The organism is Pseudoprimorskyibacter insulae, assembly GCF_900302505.1.
Taxonomy (GTDB): Bacteria; Pseudomonadota; Alphaproteobacteria; order Rhodobacterales; family Rhodobacteraceae; genus Pseudoprimorskyibacter; species Pseudoprimorskyibacter insulae.
Genome location: NZ_OMOJ01000001.1, coordinates 507,038 through 528,137, shown reverse-complemented (window position 1 = coordinate 528,137; position 21,100 = coordinate 507,038). Strand labels below are relative to the sequence as shown.

Genomic DNA, 21,100 nt, shown 5'->3' with positions numbered 1-21,100 from the left:
CCCCTCCCCCTTACTCTGCCGCGTCGGCGTAATCGCTCATCGGTGGGCAGACGCAGACCAGATGTCGATCCCCATAGACGTTGTCCACGCGGTTGACCGGCGGCCAATATTTATCGACCCGGAACGCGCCCGGCGGGAAACAGCCCTGTTCACGCGAATAGGGGCGATCCCAATCACGCACCAAGTCTTCCATCGTGTGCGGCGCGTTCTTCAGCGGGTTGTTGTCCGCGTCGATCTTGCCTTCCTCGATCGCGCGGATCTCGTCGCGGATCGCCAGCATCGCATCACAGAAGCGGTCCAGCTCGGCCTTGGTCTCGCTTTCGGTCGGCTCAATCATCAGCGTCCCTCCCACCGGCCAGCTCATGGTGGGGGCGTGGAAGCCGCAGTCGATCAGACGCTTGGCAATATCCTCAACCGTCACACCTGCGCTGTCGGCAAAGGGGCGCGTGTCGATGATGCACTCATGCGCCACACGGCCCTCTTCGCCGCGATAGAGCACCTCAAACGCGCCTTCGAGCCGCGTCGCGATGTAGTTGGCGTTCAGGATCGCCACGCGCGTAGCCTGCGTCAGGCCCGCGCCGCCCATCATCAGGCAGTAGGCCCACGAAATCGGCAACAACGAGGGTGAACCAAACGGCGCCGCGCTGACTGCACCCGAGCCCTTGCCGCCCAGCGGATGCTGCGGCAGATGCGGGATCAGATGCGCCTTCACACCAATCGGGCCCATGCCGGGGCCGCCCCCGCCATGGGGAATGCAGAAGGTCTTGTGCAGGTTCAGGTGGCTGACATCGCCGCCCAGATCGCCGGGGCGCGACAGGCCCACCATGGCGTTCATGTTCGCGCCGTCGATATACACCTGCCCGCCATGCTCATGCACAATCGCGCAGACCTCTTTCACGGCAGCTTCAAACACACCGTGGGTCGAGGGATAGGTGATCATGCAGGCGGCCAATGCGTCCGAGTGCTTCTCGGCCTTCTCGCGGAAATCATCGAGGTCAATATCGCCGCGCGCGTTGCACTTTACCGGCACCACTTTCCAGCCCACCATGCTGGCGGTGGCCGGGTTGGTGCCATGCGCGTTCACCGGGATCAGACATACATTGCGGTGCCCCTGCCCGCTGGCCTTGTGATAGGCGGCAATCGTCGAAAGCCCCGCATATTCGCCCTGAGCGCCCGAATTGGGTTGCATCGAAAACGCATCATAGCCCGTGATCTGACACAGCTTATCGGACAGATCCTTGATCAACTCGGAATAGCCCTGCGCCTGATCCTTCGGCACATAGGGGTGGATGAGCGAAAACTCTCCCCAGCTGACCGGCATCATTTCAGCGGCTGAGTTCAGCTTCATCGTGCACGACCCCAGCGGGATCATCGCCCGGTCCAAGGCCAGATCGCGGTCGGCCAAGCGGCGCATATAGCGCATCATCTCGGTCTCGGCGCGGTTCATGTGGAACACGTCATGTTGCAGGTAAGACGTCTGACGCACCAGCGCATCGGGCAAACGGTATTCCGGCGTGAAATCATCATCGCTGCGCAGCAAGCCAAAGGCCTTCCACACCGCTTCAATCGTAGCCGGGCGGGTGCGTTCGTCCAGCGTGATGCCCACCTTGGTCTTGCCGACCTTGCGCAGGTTGATCCCCTCACGGACAGCCGCTTGCAGAACGCCGCGTTGCAGCAGGCCCACATCCACGGTGATCGTATCAAAGAACGCTTTCGGCTCGACCTTGAAGCCCGCAGCCTCCAGCCCTTTGGCCAAACGAACGGTCTTGCGGTGAATGCGCTGCGCGATGGCCTTCAGCCCGTCCGGCCCGTGGAACACGGCATAGAACCCCGCCATCACGGCCAAAAGTGCCTGCGCCGTACACACGTTCGACGTCGCTTTTTCGCGGCGGATGTGCTGTTCGCGGGTTTGCAGGGCAAGGCGATAGGCCCGGTTGCCATGGCTGTCGATCGAGATGCCGACGATCCGCCCCGGCATCGAGCGCTTATAATCCTCGCGGCAAGCCATATAGGCGGCGTGCGGGCCACCATAGCCAACCGGCACGCCAAAGCGCTGGGTGCTGCCGACGGCAATATCGGCCCCCATCGCGCCCGGCTCTTTCAACAGGCACAGCGCCATCGGATCGGCACTCACCACGGCCACGGCCTTGGCCTCATGCAGCGCGGCGATCAGATCGGTGAAATCGCGCACATGCCCGTAGGTGCCCGGATACTGAAACAGCGCCCCGAAAACGGCGCTTGGGTCCAGGTCATCGGGCGCGCCTACAATCACCTCAATCCCCAGCGGCTCGGCGCGGGTTTTGACCACGGAGATGTTCTGCGGGTGGCAGTTTTCATCGACAAAAAACGCGCCCGCTTTCGACTTGGCCACGCGTTGCGCCATGGTCATCGCCTCGGCGCAGGCCGTTGCTTCATCCAGAAGCGAGGCGTTCGCCACCTCAAGCCCCGTCAGATCGCAGATCATCGTCTGGTAGTTCAGCAGCGCCTCAAGACGGCCCTGCGAAATCTCGGGCTGGTAGGGCGTATAGGCCGTGTACCACGCCGGGTTTTCAAAGATATTCCGCTGGATCGCGGGCGGCGTCACCGTGCCGTGATAGCCCATCCCGATCAGCGAGGTCAGAACCTGGTTCTTCGAAGACACCTCGCGCATGCGCCGCGTCAATTCGCGTTCCGAAAGCGCCTTGCCCCATTCCAGCGGCTCGGCCTGACGGATGCTCTCGGGCACGGTCTGCGCAATCAGCTGGTCCAGATCGGCCACGCCCAGAACCGCAAACATATCGGCCATCTCGGCAGGCGACGGGCCAATATGGCGACGGTTGGCAAAATCATACGGCAGGTAGTTGGTCGGTTCGAACACCATGTTTCATCCCCTCAGGAAAAGCCCAACGCCAGCAGGAAACGCGCGCGTCCCCTGCTTCTTCTCTTTCTTAAATACGCAAATGCGACAGCGGCCACCGGGCCACCCGCCGCCAATTGCGCCTTACCCGATGAACTTGCGATAGGCCGCTTCGTCCATATAGTCGTCCAGCTCGGACAGGTCTTCGATCTTCATCTTGAAGAACCAAGCCTCGCCTTCCGGGTCGTCGTTGACCTTGCCAGGCTCATCGACGATTGCGCCGTTCACTTCGACAATCTCGCCGTCCAGCGGGGCCAGAATATCGGATGCGGCCTTGACGCTTTCGATCACCACGACCTCATCGTCTTTGCTCACGGTCGTGCCTTCGTCGGGAAGCTCCACGAAAACCACATCGCCCAGTTGTTCGGCAGCATGTGCAGTGATGCCAACGACAACCACATCATCCTCGACGCGCAGCCATTCATGTTCTTCGGTGTATTTCATTCTCGTCTCTCCTGAAGGATTATTTCTTGTAGCGGGATTTGAAGGCGGGGGCGGCCAAGACGGTGACTGGCAGGCGTTTGCCGCGCACTTCACCGTAAAGCCTCTGATCTGGTTCGGCCAAGTCCCAAGACACATAGCCCATGGCAATTGGCCCTTCGACGGTCGGTCCAAATGCACCCGATGTCACGTATCCAATCGGCGTGTCTGATGTTTCATCCGCAAATATCTGCACACCTTCGCGCATCGGGGCGCGGCCTTCGGGTCGCAGGTTCACGCGGCGCATCGCCGCCCCGCCCGACAACTGCGCCAGAATCACATCTGCACCGGGGAAACCGCCCGCGCGGTCGCCACCTGCGCGGCGGATTTTCTGGATCGCCCAGGTCAAGGCACCGGCCACGGGCGTGACGTCGGGCGTCAGGTCATGACCGTACAGGCAAAGCCCCGCCTCAAGCCGCAACGAATCCCGCGCGCCAAGGCCGATGGGCTCGACCGCCTCATGGGCCAGAAGGGCGCGGGCCAGTGCCTCGACCGCGTCCGTTGGCACCGAAATCTCATACCCGTCTTCGCCGGTATAGCCCGACCGCGACACCCAGCAATCGGCCCCCACCAATTCAAGCGTGGCCACATCCATAAAACGCATTTCGCGGGCGGCGGGGTTCAGGCCGGCCAGCACGTCCTCGGCTTCGGGGCCTTGCAGCGCCAAAAGCGCGCGGTCTTCGATCACCTCGACCGTGACACCCGGTTCCAACGCGGCACGCATCAGTGCGACATCGGCCTCTTTGCAGGCGGCGTTGACCACGACGAACAGATGATCGCCGCGATTGGCGAACATCAGATCGTCTTCGATCCCGCCTTTGTCATTGGTGAAAAAACCATAGCGCTGACGCCCTTCGGCCAGACCGGCCACATCGACCGGCACCATGGTTTCAAACGCAGCCGCAACATCGGCCCCGCGCAGAATCACTTGGCCCATGTGGCTGACATCGAACAGACCCGCGCGGGCGCGGGTGTGCAGATGTTCTTTCATAACGCCAAGCGGGTATTGCACCGGCATGGCATAGCCCGCAAAGGGCACCATTTTGGCACCCAATTCGGCATGAAGATCAAACAGCGGTGTATGTTTCAAATCGTCCGACATGCGGCCTCCGGTCATAGCTGTCCGAAGCCATAGGCATGTCTTCGGCATTCGTGGCGCGCCATCCGCACCTTGAATGCCCCCTCTGTCCTTGTCGCCTGAGATCGTTATCCCTTCGGCGGACCCGATGAACGGGCCTCTCTCCAGAGTTTCGTATCCTGACGGTCCTTGGGCCTGAGAGTTTCCGGGGCGGTTGCTCCTTCGGCACCGGGTTTGCCCGGTTCTCCCATCAAGATGGGGAACCTCTAGCGGACCATTTAGCCTGTGACAAGCTCTGGTTTGGAGGTATCGCGCCCACAAGATCCATCCGGCCCAAGCAAGTTCAACAGTCCGACATTGTCGCAAATCAGCGCATCAAGCGTGATCGGATCAAGGGTGGCATAAAAGGCGTTGGCCGCATCGGTCAGCGCGGTGCGCAAGCGGCAGGAATTGGTCAACGGGCAGGTGTTGTCCACATCGGCAAAACATTCCGCCAGCGGCACAGGGGCTTCAAGCGCGCGGAAAATCTCTCCGATGACAATTTGATCTGCCGGGCGGCCAAGTTCCAGCCCGCCATTGCGGCCCCGCTGCGTGTGCAAAAAGCCCAGCTGAGCCAATTGGTTGATGACCTGCGCCAGATGGTTTTCCGAAGCGTTGCACTTTTTCGCGATCTCATGCTTGGTGACTAGGCGACCAGTGTTGGCAGCACAAAACATCAGCACTCGCATCGCAATATTGGTTCGTTTGGTAACTCGCACAGGTCACGCTCCATTCTGGGGGCCAGTTCATTATGCGGGTACAGTTGCACCAAACCGAAAAGATGTGTTTGACATAGGTCAAAAGTCAGGACACCGCGTGATGCCGGAACATTATTTCTTTGGATATGGGTCTTTGGTGAACCGCCGCACCCATGATTTCACCCGCAGCGCGGTGGCCACGGCCAAGGGATGGCGGCGGGCGTGGCGGTATACGCCGGATCGGCAAGTGGCTTTTCTGACGGCGATTCCCGACGCAGATTGCACGATTTCGGGCCTGATTGCCCATGTGCCGCACAATGACTGGGCCGCGCTGGATGTGCGCGAGGCCGCCTATGACCGCGTGCCCGCAACACATGTAGTAGATCACGGGGCGGACGGCGTTGACGACATCGCGATCTATGCCATTCATCCGGATCGAATGCGCCTGCCCGATGGGCAGCACCCGGTGCTGCTCAGTTATATTGACGTAGTGGTGCAGGGCTATCTGGCCGAGTTTGGCGCATCCGGGGCCGAGGCATTTTTTGCCACCACCACCGGCTGGGAAGCGCCTATCCTCAATGACCGCGCCAATCCGCGCTATCCCCGTGCGCAGCGCCTGCATGAAAGCGAACAGGGCGTCGTGGATGACGCCCTGCGCAAATTGGGATGTACCGTGATGGCAGACATGCCCGCGCTATAGGGCCTTAGCCCTTGGCGCGGATCACCTGCATCAGCTGCATGACATTGGACATATCCGGCCCGCTTTGCTGGCCGGTCACGGCCTTGCGCAGCGGCATGAACAGACCTTTGCCCTTGCGGCCCGTCGCATCCTTCACCGCAGTGGTCCAGTCTTTCCAGGTGTCCGGCGTATAGGGGCCGTCGGGCAACATGGTCATGGCCTGCGCGATGAAATCGCGGTCTTCATCTTCGATCACCGGCTCTGCCCCATCGCGGAACAGCGCCCACCACGGGGCCAGATCCTTGCGGGTGGTGATGTTTTCGCGCGTGACGGTCCAGAACAATTCGGCCTTGTCGGAAGGCACGCCGATTTCAGCGATTTGGTCTGCAACGGCCTCAAGCGGCAGGTCATGCAGTTTCTTGGCCGTCAGCGGATAAAGATCTTGGACGTCGAACTTGGTCGGGGCCGACCCGAACTGCGACAGGTCGAACCCATCGGCGATTTCGTCCAGTGTCAGTCGCAGCTCAACCGGTTGGGACGATCCCAGACGCGCCATCAGGCTAAGAAGCGCCTCAGGCTCGATCCCGTTTTCACGCAGATCGCGCAGGGCCAAAGTGCCAAGACGTTTCGACAGCGCCTCACCCTGCGGGCCGGTCAGCAGCGAATGGTGCGCGAAGGCAGGCACAGTGCCACCCAGCGCTTGGATGATCTGAATCTGTGTCGCCGTGTTGGTGACGTGGTCCGAGCCGCGCACAACATGGGTGATGCCGAAATCGACGTCATCGCAGACAGACGCAAGCGTATAGAGGAACTGGCCATCTGCACGGATCAGAACCGGGTCTGAAACCGAGGCCGCATCGATCGAGATGTCGCCCAGAATGCCGTCGGTCCAGTCAATCCGCTGTTGATCCAGCTTGAACCGCCAAACGCCATCGCCACGTTCAGTGCGCAGTTTGGTCTTTTCGTCGTCGGACAGGGCCAATGCCGCGCGGTCATAGACCGGCGGTTTGCCCATGTTCAGCTGTTTTTTGCGCTTCAGGTCCAATTCGGTCGGCGTCTCGAACGCTTCATAGAACCGGCCCATGTCACGCAGCGATTGCGCGGCATCTTCGTAGCGCTCAAGGCGCTCGGACTGACGCTCAACACGGTCCCAGGTCAGGCCCAGCCATTCCAGATCTTGCTTGATGGCATCGACATATTCTTCTTTCGACCGCTCCGGGTCGGTATCGTCGATACGCAGAATGAATGTGCCGCCAGCTTTGCGGGCGATCAGATAGTTGAATAGCGCGGTGCGCAGGTTGCCAACGTGGATATAGCCGGTCGGCGACGGCGCGAAACGGGTAACGGTCATCGGAGTCTCCTGTTGGGCGCGACATTTCACAGAAGGCGCGATTTGTCCAGTTGCAAGGCCGATGAGGGCTTGGTCTGCTGGTCAGATTAAGGCACCCTTGCCCACCACAAGGACGGCCCATGACTGACATACTGACGATTACATTGAACCCTGCGCTGGATCTGTCCTGCGCTGCCCCATCCATCAGCCCCGGCCCCAAGCTGCGCTGCACCGCGCCAGTGGCCGAACCCGGCGGCGGCGGGATCAATGTGGCGCGTGCGGTGTCACATTTGGACGGCAAGGCGCGGGCATTGGTGGCCTTGGGCGGCGCGACCGGTGCGCAGCTTGGCGATTTGCTGAACGCAGGCGGGATCGAAACCGTTGCTTTCAACGCGCCCGGCGACACACGTCAAAGCCTTGCGGTGACGGATCAATCCACGGGCGGGCAGTACCGGTTCGTGATGCCGGGGCCGGTTTGGGCGCAATCCGACATCGACCGGCTGATCAACGCAGTCGCGGCACAAACCCGGCCCGGCGGTTTGGTTGTCATCAGCGGCAGCATGCCCCCCGGATGCCCAGCGGGTCTAATCGCTGACCTGTCCCGCAAGACCCGTGACGCAGGCGGGCGGGCGATCCTTGATACCTCGGGCGAGGCGCTGCGCATGGCCGCGACGCAGACAGACCGCGCGGCCTTTATTCTGCGCATGGATAGCGGCGAGGCGGAAGAGCTGGCAGGCCGTCCCCTGCCGGACCGTTTGGATAGCGCAGGCTTGGCGCGGGATTTGGTGACCAGTGGCGCGGCCGAGGCGGTTGTGATCGCACGCGGCGCAGACGGGTCGGTGATGGCCTGCGCGGATGGGCGTTGGCACACCATGGCCGCCGATGTTCCCGTTGTCAGCAAGGTCGGCGCGGGCGACAGTTTCGTGGGCGGCATGTCGCTGGCCTTGGCCCGCGGCGATACCTTGCCCGATGCCCTGCAATTCGGCGCTGCCGCCGCCAGTTCGGCGGTCATGACCCCCGGAACCGAACTCTGCCGCCGCGAGGACGCCGAGCGTTTGCGCCCGCTTTGTCATCTGACACAGCTTGAGGGGGCAACATGATCCGCAGCTTCATCGCCCTTGCCCTGCCTACCCCCATTCGCGAACAGGCGAAAGCCCTACAAACCAAAGCAGCCGGTTTGGGCATCCGCTGCGTTCCGCCGGAAAATCTGCACCTGACTTTGGCCTTCCTTGGCGATCAGCCGCAAACCGCGCTTGAAGATCTGCATCCGGGGCTAGACGCGATCAGCCTGCCGCCGGTCCCGCTTCAATCGGCGGGGGTGGTGCCGTTTTCGGCCAAGCATCAAACGGCAATCGCCCTGACCATCAAGGACACCCCCGAACTTTCGGCCCTGCACAAAGCCGTGGCCCGCGCGGTGCGCCATTCCGGAATCAGGCTCGAGCGGCGCAAGTTCCGCCCGCATGTGACGATTGCGCGAATGGCGTCATCGCAGATGGCCAGTTCGGCGGCGCAGACATTGTTGGCCGGGACACCCCCGCAGCCCATCGCGCCCGAAAGGACCGACAGCTTTGCGCTTTATGAGTCAGAGCTAACACCGCAAGGGGCGCGCTATACCCCCCTTGCGGATTACAGTTTGCGTTAATTGCCGGTTTCGGCCGGGGCTTCCTCGGCTGGGACGACATCTTGGGCCGGTTCGGTTGTCGGGGCCGGATCCGCGGTCGGGATGGCATCCGCAGCTGGTTCCGGTGCCTCAATCGCATCAAGCGCACCGTTCACCCACTCGCCCGAGGCTTCCTGACCCGATGCATAGCGCATGGTCCCCTGCCCTTGGCGCTTGCCGTTCACAAAACCGCCCTCATAGGTATCACCGTTGGAATAGACCGCGCGGCCTTGGCCTTCGATGGCGCCGTTCACCCAGTCGCCGGAATAGGTAAAGCCGTTGGGCATGGTGATATCGCCCTTGCCGTGGCGCTGACCCTTTTCGAATTGGCCGGTGTAAACGGTCCCATCCGCGAAGGTCGCCTTGCCGTCGCCGTGGCGCTGACCGTTGTCCCAGTTGCCTTCGTAGGTGTAGCCATCGGCATAGGACATCACGCCAAAGCCATGGTTGCGGGCATTCTTGAACCCGCCTTTATACGTCACACCGTTCGGATAGGTGGCCGTGCCTTCGCCTTCGATCACACCATCCACCCAGTCACCATCATAGGTCGACCCGTCGGCATAGACGATCTTGCCCTTACCGTTGGCCAAGTCGCCCGAGAACATGCCGGTGTATACCGACCCATCGGGGTAATGCACTTCGCCCTGACCTTCGATCTGGCCTTCAACCCAATTGCCGGTGTAGCGATACCCGTCCGAGCCCACAAATGTGCCCTGCCCGTGACGCTTGTCATCGGCAAAGGCTCCTTCATAGGTGTCGCCATTGGCATAGGTGACCTTGCCCTGACCTTGGCGGCGGCCTGCCACCAGATCACCATCATAGACATCGCCATTGGTTTGCGACAGCGTGCCTGCGCCCTCGATCTGGCCCGCGCGCCACATGCCTTCGTAGACAAGACCGTCCGCCATGGTCAGCTTGCCCTGACCATCGCGTTCACCCTCGGCGATGCGGCCCTCATAGATCGACCCATCGGGATAGGTGATCTTGCCGTTGCCTTCCTTGACGCCGTTGACCCAGTCGCCTTCGTAGACGTAACCGCCGGGGCTGGTCATCGTGCCGCGCCCGTGATGCAGCGCATTGCGGAAGCTGCCTTCATACCGGACGCCATTGCCGTAGACCATCACGCCTTGACCGGTGATCTTGCCATCCAGCCACGTGCCTTCGTAGAAACTGCCATCGGCAAAGATGATCTTGCCCACGCCATCGGGTTTGCCCTTGGCAAAGGTGCCGTCATAGACCGACCCGTTGGGGAATTTGGCAACGCCCTTGCCCTTGATTTCGCCATCGACCCATTCACCGCTATATTCATAGCCGTTGGGCAACATATAGGTGCCGTTGCCGTGCTGAAGCCCATCTTGGAATGTGCCTTCGTACACGCCGCCGTCATCATATTGTTTTGTGATAACTTCGTTGCTCTGAGCCCAGCCGGGCGCGGCTGTCATCGCAATCAGCGCCCCCATCGTCAGCGCCGAAGTGAACCTCCCAGTCATGTGCCAAGCCCCGCTTGTTATCCGTGGTCACGGTGTTCCCTGTTACCGCAAAAACTAATGGTGAACCTGCGACGGGGCAATCACTTTTGCCCAAGTCATCTTTTCCTCGCGCTGTGATCTGATACATGGGGCGTAAGTCCAAAAGAAAGGCCGACACATGAGCGATCGCTTTCGCCTGACACTTGCTCAGTTGAACCCAACCGTCGGAGATCTGGCCGGAAACGCCGATCGCGCCCATCAGGCGTGGCTGGAGGGCAAAGAGGCGGGTGCAGATCTGGTCGCCCTGCCCGAGATGTTCATCACTGGCTATCAATGTCAGGATCTGATCGTAAAACCGGCTTTCGTGGCCGCCGCCGTTGAGGCGATCAACGATTTGGCCACGCGCTGCGCCGATGGTCCGGCCTTGGCAATCGGTGGCCCCTGCCCCGAAGGCACCAAGCTGCACAACAGCTATTATGTGTTGCAGGGCGGCAAGATCAGCGCCGTAACGCATAAATACTATCTGCCCAACTATAATGTGTTCGACGAAGTGCGCGTGTTTTCCCGCGATGCACTTCAGGGGCCGGTGTCGGTCAATGGCGTGCGCATCGGCATGCCGATCTGCGAAGACGCATGGTATCCGGACGTGGTTGAGGCGATGGAGGAATCGGGGGCCGAGTTTTTCCTTGTTCCGAACGGATCGCCCTATTACCGCGACAAGTTCGAAACCCGCCTGAACAAGATGGTCGCCCGCGTGGTCGAAAGCGGCCTGCCGCTGATTTACCTGAACATGGTTGGCGGACAGGACGATCAGGTCTTTGACGGCGGGTCTTTCGTGCTCAACCCCCATGGCGCGCCCGCGGTGCAATTGCCGGTGTTCGAGGAGGTGATCTCGACCATCGACATGCTGCGCACCGATGACGGCTGGCGCGCACAGGACGGCGCATTCACCCAGCACCCCACCAGCATGGAGCAGGATTATCACGCGATGGTCCTGTCGTTGCGCGACTACCTGCGCAAAACCGGGTTCAAGAAAGTGCTGCTGGGCCTATCCGGCGGGATTGATTCCGCTATCGTCGCCACCATTGCAACCGACGCCATCGGCGCGGACAATGTGCGCTGTGTGATGCTGCCCTCCGAATACACCAGCCAAGGGTCGCTGGATGACGCCAAAGCCGTCGCCGAAAATCTGGGCTGCCGCTATGATTTCGTGCCGATTGCCGAAGGTCGCGGCGCAATCACCAATACGCTGGCCCCGCTGTTCGAAGGCACTTCGCCCGATCTGACCGAAGAAAACATCCAAAGCCGTTTGCGCGGGCTGCTTCTGATGGCACTGTCCAACAAGTTTGGCGAAATGCTGCTGACCACGGGCAACAAGTCCGAAGTCGCGGTGGGCTATGCCACGATCTATGGCGATATGAACGGCGGGTACAATCCGATCAAGGACATGTACAAGACCCGCGTGTTTGATTGCTGTCGTTGGCGCAATAACACTCACCGTGATTGGATGCTTGGCCCCAAAGGCGAGGTGATCCCGGTCTCGGTGATCGACAAACCCCCGTCGGCGGAACTGCGCGAGGACCAGAAGGACAGCGATAGCCTGCCCGACTACCCCGTGCTGGACGGCATTCTGGAAATCCTTGTGGATCTGGACGGCTCGATCGCGGATTGCGTCGCCGCTGGCTTCCCCGAGGCCGACGCGAAACGTGTTCAACACCTGCTCTACATCAGCGAATACAAACGCTTCCAATCGGCGCCCGGAACCCGGCTGTCGAAAAAGGCGTTTTGGCTGGATCGCCGCTATCCGATTGCCAACCGCTGGCGCGACAACGGGTAAATCCCTGCGAAAACCTGACGGATTGGCCATGCGGCCAATTCACAGCGCACCGCACGTAATGATATAACATTACGTGACAATTCGGTCAAAACGCGCCAAAACGCGGGAAGTTCCGTGCAATTTTGCACATTACAGATCAAAATTTTCAGAATAGCGCATTTTTGCAAAAAGCCTACATTCCTCCTCAAGACGCGACAACGCATCAGGAGGGTCCGATGACCAAACCGAAAATCGCAGTGTTATATTATTCCACTTATGGCACGAATTACGAAATCGCCAAGACCGCAGCCGAGGCCGCCGAGGCCGCAGGCGCCGAGGTTCGCCTGCGCAAAGTGCGTGAAACCGCACCGCAAGCGGTGATCGACGGGCAAGAGCCGTGGAAAGCGCAACAAGACAAGATGGCCGACATCCCCGAAGCCACGCCAGAAGATCTGGTCTGGGCGGATGGGTACTTCTTCTCGGCTCCGACGCGCTATGGCGTGGTCGCCAGCCAGATGCGCGCCTTCATCGACACGCTTGGCCCCGTCTGGAGCCAGGGCAGCCTTGCCAACAAGGCCGTGACAGCCACCACAAGCGCCGGGAACGCCCATGGTGGGCAGGAAACCACGCTGATTTCGCTCTATACCAGTTTCATGCACTGGGGCGCGGTTCTGGTGCCGCCGGGCTACACATCTGAGGCCGTCTCGAATTCGGGCGGCAACCCCTACGGCTATTCGGCCAAAGCAGGTGAATACGACGACGCAGGCAAAGCCGCCGTCAAACATCAAACCGAACGGCTGGTCACAATCACCAAAAAGCTCATGTCCTGAGCGTAGACAGGCGGTGCCCCCAATGCGCCGCCCGTTTTGCCTCTAGCCCTTCCAGAATGATGTTCAGGCCGAATTCGACGCTTTGAACGCCATTATGCGCCCCGCTCATCACGGCCTGAGACATGCCCGCCAGATAGGGGTATTTGTCTTCTGTGATAAGGGTTTGATAGCGCTGCGCGACCTCTGCGAACTCTTCGGGTTCAAACGGAAAGCTGATTTCCTTCAGGGTGAAGCCAAAGATGTGGCTATCCAGCGTATTCCACGCGTAATCGGCCATCTCATAGGTAAATCCAGCCGTCACCAGACAGCCGATCGTTGCATCGACATGGCGCAGCTGTGCGGGGCCGGTGTTGATGCGCGACACAAACGGAATGGGCGACCAACGGTGGCGCATCATCACCTGATGCATCGACACCGCGCGTTTGCGCATCTCTTCCTGCCAATCGCCATTCACATCCGGCACGACAAACCGCGCCGCCACACGGTCCACGATCCCGTCAATCAGGTCTTCTTTGTTTTTGATGTGATTATAGAGCGACATCGCCTCAGCCCCGACTCGGGCTGCGACCTTGCGCATCGAGACAGCCTGCAAACCGCCTTCATCCGCCAGTTCCAACGCAGCCTCCAGAATGGCTTCGCGGCTGAGCTTTTGTTTTTCTTGGGTATTTTCCATTACATGCCGTTTCCTCAGAAATTCCTTGCCAAACTTACAGCGTAAGCGTAAAAGGTCAAGCAATAACTTACAGTGTAAGCGCCAAAACTGCCTGAACAATTACAGTGTAAGTTTTCATAAGACACCGCCAACTTACAGCGTAAAAGCAAAATAGAATCAGGAATTTAGAAAAATGAAACATATCTGCATCATCGGTATCTCCGGAAAACTTGGCCGCTACATGCTTCAGCACGCGCTGGCGCGCGGGTACACTGTATCTGGCGTATGTCGGCCTGAAAGCGTGCACAAACTGGACGAATGGAAGGACAAGATCACCGTCTATCCCGGCCGAACCGACGATCACGCCGCTGTGTCCAAGGCCGTTGAGGGCGCGGACGCGGTTCTGACGGTTTTGGCCCCTTGGGGTGTCAAGGGATATTCGACCAACACCGCCAGCGCGGTGATGAAATACGCCAAACCCGATGCCCGTCTGGTCTTTTCCTGCGGCTGGCACATCACTCGCGATGGCCAAGACGTCTATTCGTGGAAACTGCGGGCGATCCTGGCGATCCTGATGCCCATCGTAAAGTTCTTCCGTCTGGTCGATATCAACGACCAGTACCGTGCCTGCGATATGATCTTTAACTCTGGCCGCGATTGGACGGTTGTGCGCGGCTGCAACCTTGAAGAAGGCGAAAGCGAAGGTTTGCCTGTTTGGTCCGAACATGTGGGCGATCCGATCTTGGCCAGCAATCTGGTGCGCCGAACGGATTTCGCGTTGTTCATGGTCGATGCCATCGACCGGCCCGAACTGTCGCAACAGGCCCCGGCGATTGTCGGCTGCAAATCGGAATCGGTACTGGCCCATCAGGGGCAAGCGGCCATGGCGTGATGCGCCTAAGGCATTGTTTCGAGCGGCCCGACACCATTCGGGCCGCCTATTTTGCGGTCAGATAGTCCAGATAAATGCGCACGGCGTCCTGAACATGGCGGAACCGGTCGCCGCCCAGATGCTTGCCGCCGTACCAGCGCGTGACGATTACGGCGTGATCTTGCAGGCCTTCACGTTCCAACATACGCAGAATAACCATGCCTGCGCCGCTTTCGCCGTCATCATTCTTGATTTGGGTGCCATTTGTGATCACACCCCAGCTATGATGGGTAGCTTTGGCGAATTTCTTCTTGCGCGTCAGTTCTTTAACCAGCGCCTTCGCCTCCTCTTCTGAGGTGCAGGGCCCGCCCGACACGGCGTATTTAGACCCCCGGTCCGTGATGATGTTTTCCAAAATGCGCATGTGCACGGTGTATCGCGCCCGCGCTGAAAGGAAAAGTCAGACAGGATCGCCATTTGACAGCGCGGTCAGAAAGGCTTCGGCCTCGTCCAGAATGACACGGCGTTTGCCTGCGTCCATTCGATCCCAAGTACGGTACATATTGCCCATGCGCGGATTGCCGGAAAATCTGTCGCGGTGACGGTCCAGAAAGGCCCAGTACATCAGGTTGAACGGACAGGCCCCCTGCCCTGTCTTGGTTTTGACGTCGTAATGGCAGGCCCGGCAATGGTCTGACATCCGGTCAATATAGGCCCCGCTGGACACATAGGGCTTGGAGGCGATGATCCCGCCGTCAGCAAACTGGCTCATTCCGACGGTGTTCGGTGCTTCGACCCATTCATAGGCGTCGGCATAGACCTCAAGATACCATTCATGTAGCGCGGTTGGGTTGATCCCGGCCAGAAGCCCGAAATTTCCCGTGATCATAAGGCGTTGGATGTGGTGGGCATAGGCCTCATCCCGAGTTTGTTCGACCGCTTTGGACAGACAGCGCATTTTCGTCGGACCGCCCCAATACAGCGCAGGCAAGGGGCGTTGGTGGCTCAGCGCGTTGCGGCGCGGATAGTCCGGCCCCTCAAGGAAATAGATCCCGCGCACATATTCGCGCCAGCCGATGATCTGGCGGATGAACCCTTCCACCGCATTCAACGGCGCATCCCCTGCCCGGTAGGCGTCTTCGGCGACGCGGCAGACCTCAAGCGGGCTCAGTAGGCCCGCATTGAGGTAGACCGAGATTACCGCGTGATAAAGGAACCGGTTCCCGTCAAGCATCGCGTCTTGGTAGTCGCCGAATTTCGGCAGGGCGTGTTTGATGAAATGCGTCAAGGCACGCCGCGCCTGTTCTTGGTCAGTTGCAAACCAAAAGGGCCGCGCGTGCCCGAAATGGTCGCCAAATTCGGCCTCAACCAGATCGAGCGCCGCCTCGACTGTGGCGTCAGGTGTGAATTGCATCGGGCCGCTATAGTCAACCTGATCCGGCGCGGGTTTGCGATTGTCGTGGTCATAATTCCACTGCCCGCCCTCGGGCTTGTCCCCGTCCATGAGCAAACCCGTCTTGCGCCGCATATCGCGATAGAAATACTCCATTCGCAGGGTCTTTCGCCCTTTGGCCCAAGACTCAAACTCTTGATGTGACGCAATAAATCGGTCGTCCGGCAGGATTGTCACGGGAACGGGCGCAGCATTCAACGCCTCAATCAAACGCCATTCGCCGGGTTCCGTTGCCAGCACCTCGGCTGCGCCGATCTCATCCGCGCGGCGCAGCAGTTCTCCGACGATCGAGCCCGCGTTATGCGTGTCGTCATATTCAGAATAGCGCACATCCCAGCCGTTATCCCGCAGACGGGCGGCGAATTTGCGCATGGCGGCAAAGCAAAAGGCGATTTTCTTGGGGTGGTGGCGGACATAGGTCGCCTCGTCCCGCACTTCGGCCATCACGACCACATCGCGCGCCTTATCCGCCTGCGCCAAGGCGGACAGATCGGGCGACAGTTGGTCCCCCAGTACCAAAACCAGCCTTACCATGGGACGCGCTTGCCCGCCCAATCATAGAACTGACCGGTATCGCCGGGGGTTAGCCCGGCAATCACCCGCAGCAGGTTTTCCGCAGCCTCGGCCGGTGGGACGGCAGGATGACGGCCCAGATATTTGCGCGTGAATTCGGTCTCGACGGTGCCGGGATGCAGCGCTACGCAGATCGCCTGTTTGTGGGTCCGCGCCAGTTCAATCGCGGCCCCGCGAATGCCTTGGTTCAGCGCGGCCTTGGCCATGCGATAGCTGTGCCAGCCACCAAGCCGGTTGTCACCGATGGACCCAACCCGCGCCGACAGCGTGGCAATCACCGCCCGCCGATCCCGCGCCAGCAGCGGCTGCGCCTGTTGCAGAACCATCATCGGCCCAATCGCATTGACCGCGAACTGATCCGCCATGGCCTTGGGCGTCAGGGCAGACAGGGCCTTTTCCGGCGCCGCGCCGTTAACCTCTAGGGCGCCTGTGGCGGTGAAAATCAGGTCATACCCCGGCGAGAGTGCGGCAAACCGGCGCGAAATTGCCGACGCATCCGTGATGTCCAAACCGTCGCCACGCCGCGACAGGCCTGTGACCTCGGCCCCGCGCGACGTCAAAGCGGTGACCAACGCCGCCCCGATCCCGCCTGTGCTACCGATAACAAGTGCCCGCATTTACGTCCCTTTTCACCCCTGACACGCCAGATAGCCGGGCGCGGCAAGAGGTCAAGACGAGGGGGTAATGTAACAAAAATTTGACACCTATCATATTGATATGTAACGATTTTATGAACCTTGCGCGACGTCAAAATCATCGTCAAAAGCGAATAAACGCCATGCGAAGAAAGGACCACTTATGCGCATTGCAGTTCTTGGCGGCGACGGATTTGTTGGCTGGCCGACCGTGCTTCACCTGTCTGATTTGGGACACGAGGTTCACATCATCGACAACCTATCGCGGCGTTGGATCGACACCGAGTTGGGGGTTCAATCGCTGACGCCAATGGATTCGATTCAGGAACGGTGCCGGATCTGGAAAGACGTCACTGGCCGCGCGCTTCAGTTTCATCTGCTGGATCTGGCCAAGGATTATGAACGCTTCAAGGCGTGGCTGCTGGAATACCGTCCTGACGCGCTGATCCATTTTGCCGAACAGCGGGCCGCGCCCTATTCAATGAAGACGGACCGCCACAAAACCTACACCGTCAACAACAACGTCAGTGCCACGCATAACGTTTTGGCGGCGATGGCCGAAACCGGCATCGACGCGCATCTGGTCCACCTCGGAACAATGGGCGTTTACGGCTATTCCAGCGTCGGCGCGGCCATCCCCGAAGGCTACTTGGATGTTGAGATTGAGAACCTTGAAGGCGAAAAGAAGGGACTTGAGATCCTCTATCCCACGCGCCCCGGCTCGGTCTATCACATGACCAAATCGCTCGATCAGATCCTGTTCCAGTTCTACGCCCAAAACGACAACCTGCGGATCACCGATCTGCATCAGGGCATCGTTTGGGGCACGCACACCGAGCAGACCCGCCGCCATGAGCAGTTGATCAACCGCTTCGACTATGACGGGGACTATGGCACGGTGTTGAACCGTTTCCTGATCCAAGCCGCGATTGACTATCCGCTGACCGTACATGGCACCGGCGGCCAGACCCGCGCGTTTATCCATCTTCAAGACTGCGTGCGCTGCATCGAACTGGCCCTGAACGACGCACCGAAAGCTGGCGAGCGTGTGAAGATCTTCAACCAGATGACCGAAACCCACCGCGTGCGCGATCTGGCCGAGATGATCGCAGGCTTGACCGGGGCCAAAGTGGCCTACCTGCCGAACCCGCGCAAAGAGGCCGCCGAGAACGATCTGATCGTCAAGAACGACCAGTTCCTGAGCCTTGGCCTGAACCCAATCACGCTGGCCGAAGGGCTGATGAGCGAAGTGGTTGATGTGGCGAAGAAATACGCCCACCGCATTGATCGCAAACGAGTGCCCGCCGTATCCGCCTGGACCAAGGAATTGGGCGAGCGGGTAGAGCGTGACCCGGAAGGCAAGCGCCTCAAGGCCGTTTCGTAAATGGCTGCACTGACTGCCAGCCGGCCCGCGCAGGGCCGGCACGCCTATGTTACGCTGGTCACGAATGCAGACTATGTGCTTGGGGCCACGGCCCTGATCCGGTCGATCCGCCACACGGGAACCCAGGCGGATTGCGTGGTGCTGTACACTGGCGGCGTGGATGAGGCACGTTTGGCCCCCTTGGAGTCGCTGGGCGCGCGGTTGGTTCTGGCCGAGTTTATGCCCGTCAGCCCGGCCTTCGCCGAGGCCCACGCCCGCGACAAGATCCACACGCTGGCCCCCTTCACCAAGGGCGGTAAGCCTGTGTTTCACACGCCTTTGGACAATTTCAGCAAACTGCGCCTGTGGCAGCTCGATTATGACAGCGTGGTATTTATCGACGCCGATGCGATCATGCTGAAATACTGTGATCGGCTGTTTGCCTACCCTGACTTTTCCGCCGCCCCAAACGTGTATGAAACCATGGCTGACTTTCATCGCCTGAACTCGGGCGTGTTCACCGCCCGCCCCGCGCAGGCGACGTTTGACGATATGCTGGCCAAGCTGGACGTGCCCGGGGCCTTTTGGCGGCGCACCGATCAGACGTTCTTGGAAAGCTACTTCCCCGACTGGCACGGCCTTCCAGTGTTCTACAACATGCTGCAATACGTCTGGTTCAACATGCCCGCGCTTTGGGATTGGAAGGCCATCCATGTGTTGCATTACCAGTACGAAAAGCCGTGGCAGACCGACCACCCCAAGCGCGCCCAACTCCTGCCATTGATAGAGCTATGGCAGCGGTTCGCCAATGGCGACGCAATCCCCGACATCGCCAGCCTTCCGGGGCCGCGCGCATGAAAATCGCAGTCACGGGCGGCAACGGGCTGGTCGGGCGCTTCTTCGTGGCCGAGGCTTTGGCTGCGGGCGATCAGGTGGTTTGCCTATCGCGCACACCATCCCCTGAGGTGCCGCACCTGCCCTATGATCTGAACGGCCCTGCCCCCGATCTGGCCGGGTTTGATGCGGTGATCCACTGCGCCTATTTGCACGAGCCGGGCAAATATCGCGGCGGCGAAGGCAATGACCCAGACGGGTTTCGCCGCGCCAATTTGGATGGCTCGCTCGCACTGATCCGCGCGGCCGAGGCGGCGGGCGTAAGGCGGTTTATCTTCCTGTCGTCCCGCGCCGTCTATGGCCAGCAAGCGCCCGGTGCCGTGTTGACCGAAGACATGCATTGCACCCCCGAAACGCTGTATGGGCAGGTCAAATTGCAGGTCGAACAGGCGCTCGCCACCTCCCGCCTCAAATCCACCAGCCTGCGCGCAACGGGTGTTTACGGCCCCGGCCCTGCGCATAAATGGCAAGGGCTGTTTGACGATTTCGCCGCGGGCCGCCGTATCGCCCCCCGTGTGGGCACCGAGGTTCATGGCGCGGACCTTGCCGCCGCTGGCCGCGTCGCCCTGACCCAAGACACGCCGCCGATCCTCAACGTGTCGGACCTGCTACTTGATCGCTCAGACCTGTTGGCGATGTATCTGGAGGCGAGCCACCGCAAAGGCCCGATCCCCGCCCGCGCCCGCTCAAAAGATTATTACGTGATGGACACATCCCGCCTGCGCGCCCTTGGCTGGCAGCCCGGTGGAATAGCCCGGCTAAAAGAGGCCCTGCGCGCAATGGTGTGAATGGCCAAGTCACTCTGCTTGAGCTAACTTTGGCCCAAAGAGGATTTCCCGATGACCAAACCCACTATTTACCACATCCCCGTTTGCCCCTTCTCGCAGCGCGTTGAGATCCTGCTCGAACTTAAGGGCCTGCGGGATCAGATCAATTTCGTCACGGTCGACATCTCCAAACCGCGCGATCCAGAGCTGCTGAAGAAATCGCGCGGCACCACCGCCCTGCCGATCATGGAGCTGGAGACCGGCGAGGTGATCAAGGAAAGCCTCGTGATCCTACGCTATGTCGAGGAACGCTTTGCCGACCGCCCCGTCGCCCAGACCGATGCGTACAAACGCAGCGTTGAACGGTTCTTGATCACCCGTCAGGGCGAGTTTGCCATGACGGGCTATAAGTTCGTGATGAACCGCGACCGCAGCAAAACCGATGAACTGCGCGAGGCGCATCTGGCCGAATACCGCTGGCTGAACAACGAATTGCAGCATTTTGCCCCCGATGGTCCATTCGTGTTTGATGACTTCGGGCTGGTCGAATGCGTCTATACCTCGATGTTCATGCGCTTCTGGTTTCTTGAGTATTACGAGGGTTTCACCCTGCCCGATACGCCGGACTATGCCCGCGTCGCCGCATGGCGCAGCGCCTGCATGGCCCATCCCGCCGCGCAGCAGGTCAGCCATGACGAGATCGTGAAACTGTATTACGACTACGCCATCGGCTGCGGGAACGGCGCACTGCCCGAGGGGCGAAGCAAATCAAGTTTCACCTTCGATCCCGATTGGCGCACCCGTCCCATGCCGCCGCGTGACAAATATGACCGGATCGCCAGCGATGCCGAATTGGGGCTGGTCTGAAATTCCCGCGAAAAAGGGCTTTTCATTCTGAAACCCGCGCGGCATAGTCC

20 protein-coding genes and 1 riboswitch are annotated in these 21,100 nt (G+C 60.2%); of the genes, 10 read left to right on the top strand and 10 right to left on the bottom strand.

What is annotated here, in order from left to right; all coding sequences use genetic code 11:
• Positions 1-10 precede the first annotated feature (10 nt).
• The 4 genes from gcvP to PRI8871_RS02745 all read right to left on the bottom strand — a co-directional run bounded on the left by gcvP (position 11) and on the right by PRI8871_RS02745 (position 5,212).
• Complete coding sequence (gene gcvP, locus PRI8871_RS02760) at positions 11-2,860, bottom strand: aminomethyl-transferring glycine dehydrogenase (protein WP_108884644.1); 2,850 nt, start codon at positions 2,858-2,860, stop codon at positions 11-13.
• Between the two features lie 120 nt (positions 2,861-2,980).
• Positions 2,981-3,340, bottom strand: a complete 360-nt coding sequence (gcvH, locus tag PRI8871_RS02755) for a glycine cleavage system protein GcvH (RefSeq protein WP_108884643.1) — start codon at positions 3,338-3,340, stop codon at positions 2,981-2,983.
• Between the two features lie 19 nt (positions 3,341-3,359).
• On the bottom strand, positions 3,360-4,478 hold the full coding sequence (gcvT, locus tag PRI8871_RS02750; RefSeq protein ID WP_108884642.1) for a glycine cleavage system aminomethyltransferase GcvT: 1,119 nt from the start codon (positions 4,476-4,478) through the stop codon (positions 3,360-3,362).
• A gap of 149 nt (positions 4,479-4,627) precedes the next feature.
• Positions 4,628-4,714: riboswitch (glycine riboswitch) on the bottom strand.
• An 18-nt stretch (positions 4,715-4,732) separates the two neighbouring features.
• Positions 4,733-5,212, bottom strand: coding sequence for an RrF2 family transcriptional regulator (locus PRI8871_RS02745; protein WP_108884641.1), 480 nt, complete (start codon positions 5,210-5,212; stop codon positions 4,733-4,735).
• Positions 5,213-5,312: 100 nt separating this feature from the next.
• Between PRI8871_RS02745 and PRI8871_RS02740 the strand changes: the two genes are divergently transcribed.
• Positions 5,313-5,891, top strand: a complete 579-nt coding sequence (locus PRI8871_RS02740; protein WP_108884640.1) for a gamma-glutamylcyclotransferase family protein — start codon at positions 5,313-5,315, stop codon at positions 5,889-5,891.
• A gap of 4 nt (positions 5,892-5,895) precedes the next feature.
• On the opposite strand, the gene gltX is transcribed toward PRI8871_RS02740, so the two are convergent.
• A complete protein-coding gene (gltX, locus tag PRI8871_RS02735) occupies positions 5,896-7,221 on the bottom strand; it encodes a glutamate--tRNA ligase (RefSeq protein ID WP_108884639.1) in 1,326 nt (441 codons plus the stop codon).
• Positions 7,222-7,340: 119 nt separating this feature from the next.
• Between gltX and PRI8871_RS02730 the strand changes: the two genes are divergently transcribed.
• Complete coding sequence (locus tag PRI8871_RS02730) at positions 7,341-8,300, top strand: 1-phosphofructokinase family hexose kinase (protein ID WP_108884638.1); 960 nt, start codon at positions 7,341-7,343, stop codon at positions 8,298-8,300.
• The gene (gene thpR, locus PRI8871_RS02725) at positions 8,297-8,842 is read left to right on the top strand and encodes an RNA 2',3'-cyclic phosphodiesterase (protein WP_108884637.1); all 546 of its coding nucleotides are present in this window, start codon (positions 8,297-8,299) and stop codon (positions 8,840-8,842) included. Before PRI8871_RS02730 ends, thpR begins: the two co-directional genes overlap by 4 nt.
• On the opposite strand, the gene PRI8871_RS02720 is transcribed toward thpR, so the two are convergent.
• Complete coding sequence (locus tag PRI8871_RS02720) at positions 8,839-10,320, bottom strand: MORN repeat-containing protein (RefSeq protein ID WP_108884636.1); 1,482 nt, start codon at positions 10,318-10,320, stop codon at positions 8,839-8,841. The two genes, thpR and PRI8871_RS02720, sit on opposite strands and share 4 nt — an antisense overlap.
• Before the next feature lie 187 nt (positions 10,321-10,507).
• Here PRI8871_RS02720 and PRI8871_RS02715 point away from each other — a divergent pair, with 187 nt between their 5' ends.
• A complete protein-coding gene (locus tag PRI8871_RS02715; RefSeq protein WP_108884635.1) occupies positions 10,508-12,166 on the top strand; it encodes an NAD+ synthase in 1,659 nt (552 codons plus the stop codon).
• Between the two features lie 215 nt (positions 12,167-12,381).
• A complete protein-coding gene (gene wrbA / locus PRI8871_RS02710) occupies positions 12,382-12,975 on the top strand; it encodes an NAD(P)H:quinone oxidoreductase (protein WP_108884634.1) in 594 nt (197 codons plus the stop codon).
• Here the strand turns inward: wrbA and PRI8871_RS02705 are convergent.
• Positions 12,965-13,648, bottom strand: a complete 684-nt coding sequence (locus PRI8871_RS02705; protein ID WP_108884633.1) for a TetR/AcrR family transcriptional regulator C-terminal domain-containing protein — start codon at positions 13,646-13,648, stop codon at positions 12,965-12,967. The two genes, wrbA and PRI8871_RS02705, sit on opposite strands and share 11 nt — an antisense overlap.
• Before the next feature lie 172 nt (positions 13,649-13,820).
• Between PRI8871_RS02705 and PRI8871_RS02700 the strand changes: the two genes are divergently transcribed.
• Positions 13,821-14,519 (top strand): NAD(P)-dependent oxidoreductase, encoded by a 699-nt coding sequence (locus PRI8871_RS02700; RefSeq protein ID WP_108884632.1) that lies wholly within the window; start codon positions 13,821-13,823, stop codon positions 14,517-14,519.
• 46 nt (positions 14,520-14,565) lie between these two features.
• Here PRI8871_RS02700 and PRI8871_RS02695 read toward each other — a convergent pair whose 3' ends face one another.
• The 3 genes from PRI8871_RS02695 to PRI8871_RS02685 are packed head-to-tail and all read right to left on the bottom strand — an operon-like array spanning position 14,566 to position 17,141.
• A complete protein-coding gene (locus tag PRI8871_RS02695; protein WP_108884631.1) occupies positions 14,566-14,922 on the bottom strand; it encodes a YigZ family protein in 357 nt (118 codons plus the stop codon).
• 36 nt (positions 14,923-14,958) lie between these two features.
• The gene (locus PRI8871_RS02690; protein WP_108884630.1) at positions 14,959-16,485 is read right to left on the bottom strand and encodes a cryptochrome/photolyase family protein; all 1,527 of its coding nucleotides are present in this window, start codon (positions 16,483-16,485) and stop codon (positions 14,959-14,961) included.
• The gene (locus PRI8871_RS02685) at positions 16,479-17,141 is read right to left on the bottom strand and encodes an SDR family NAD(P)-dependent oxidoreductase (protein ID WP_108884629.1); all 663 of its coding nucleotides are present in this window, start codon (positions 17,139-17,141) and stop codon (positions 16,479-16,481) included. Before PRI8871_RS02685 ends, PRI8871_RS02690 begins: the two co-directional genes overlap by 7 nt.
• A 181-nt stretch (positions 17,142-17,322) precedes the next feature.
• Here PRI8871_RS02685 and PRI8871_RS02680 point away from each other — a divergent pair, with 181 nt between their 5' ends.
• Genes PRI8871_RS02680 through PRI8871_RS02665 form a run of 4 tightly spaced genes read left to right on the top strand, consistent with a single transcriptional unit; the run spans position 17,323 to position 21,050 of the window.
• Positions 17,323-18,543 (top strand): NAD-dependent epimerase/dehydratase family protein, encoded by a 1,221-nt coding sequence (locus PRI8871_RS02680; protein WP_108884628.1) that lies wholly within the window; start codon positions 17,323-17,325, stop codon positions 18,541-18,543.
• On the top strand, positions 18,544-19,380 hold the full coding sequence (locus PRI8871_RS02675) for a glycosyltransferase (protein ID WP_108884627.1): 837 nt from the start codon (positions 18,544-18,546) through the stop codon (positions 19,378-19,380). It abuts the gene before it with no gap.
• Positions 19,377-20,204 carry an NAD-dependent epimerase/dehydratase family protein gene (locus PRI8871_RS02670; protein ID WP_108884626.1) on the top strand — a complete coding sequence of 276 codons (828 nt, stop codon included), beginning with the start codon at positions 19,377-19,379 and terminating at the stop codon, positions 20,202-20,204. The genes PRI8871_RS02675 and PRI8871_RS02670 overlap by 4 nt, the downstream gene beginning before the upstream one ends.
• Before the next feature lie 51 nt (positions 20,205-20,255).
• Positions 20,256-21,050, top strand: coding sequence for a glutathione S-transferase family protein (locus PRI8871_RS02665; protein WP_108884625.1), 795 nt, complete (start codon positions 20,256-20,258; stop codon positions 21,048-21,050).
• The last annotated feature ends 50 nt before the right edge of the window (positions 21,051-21,100 follow it).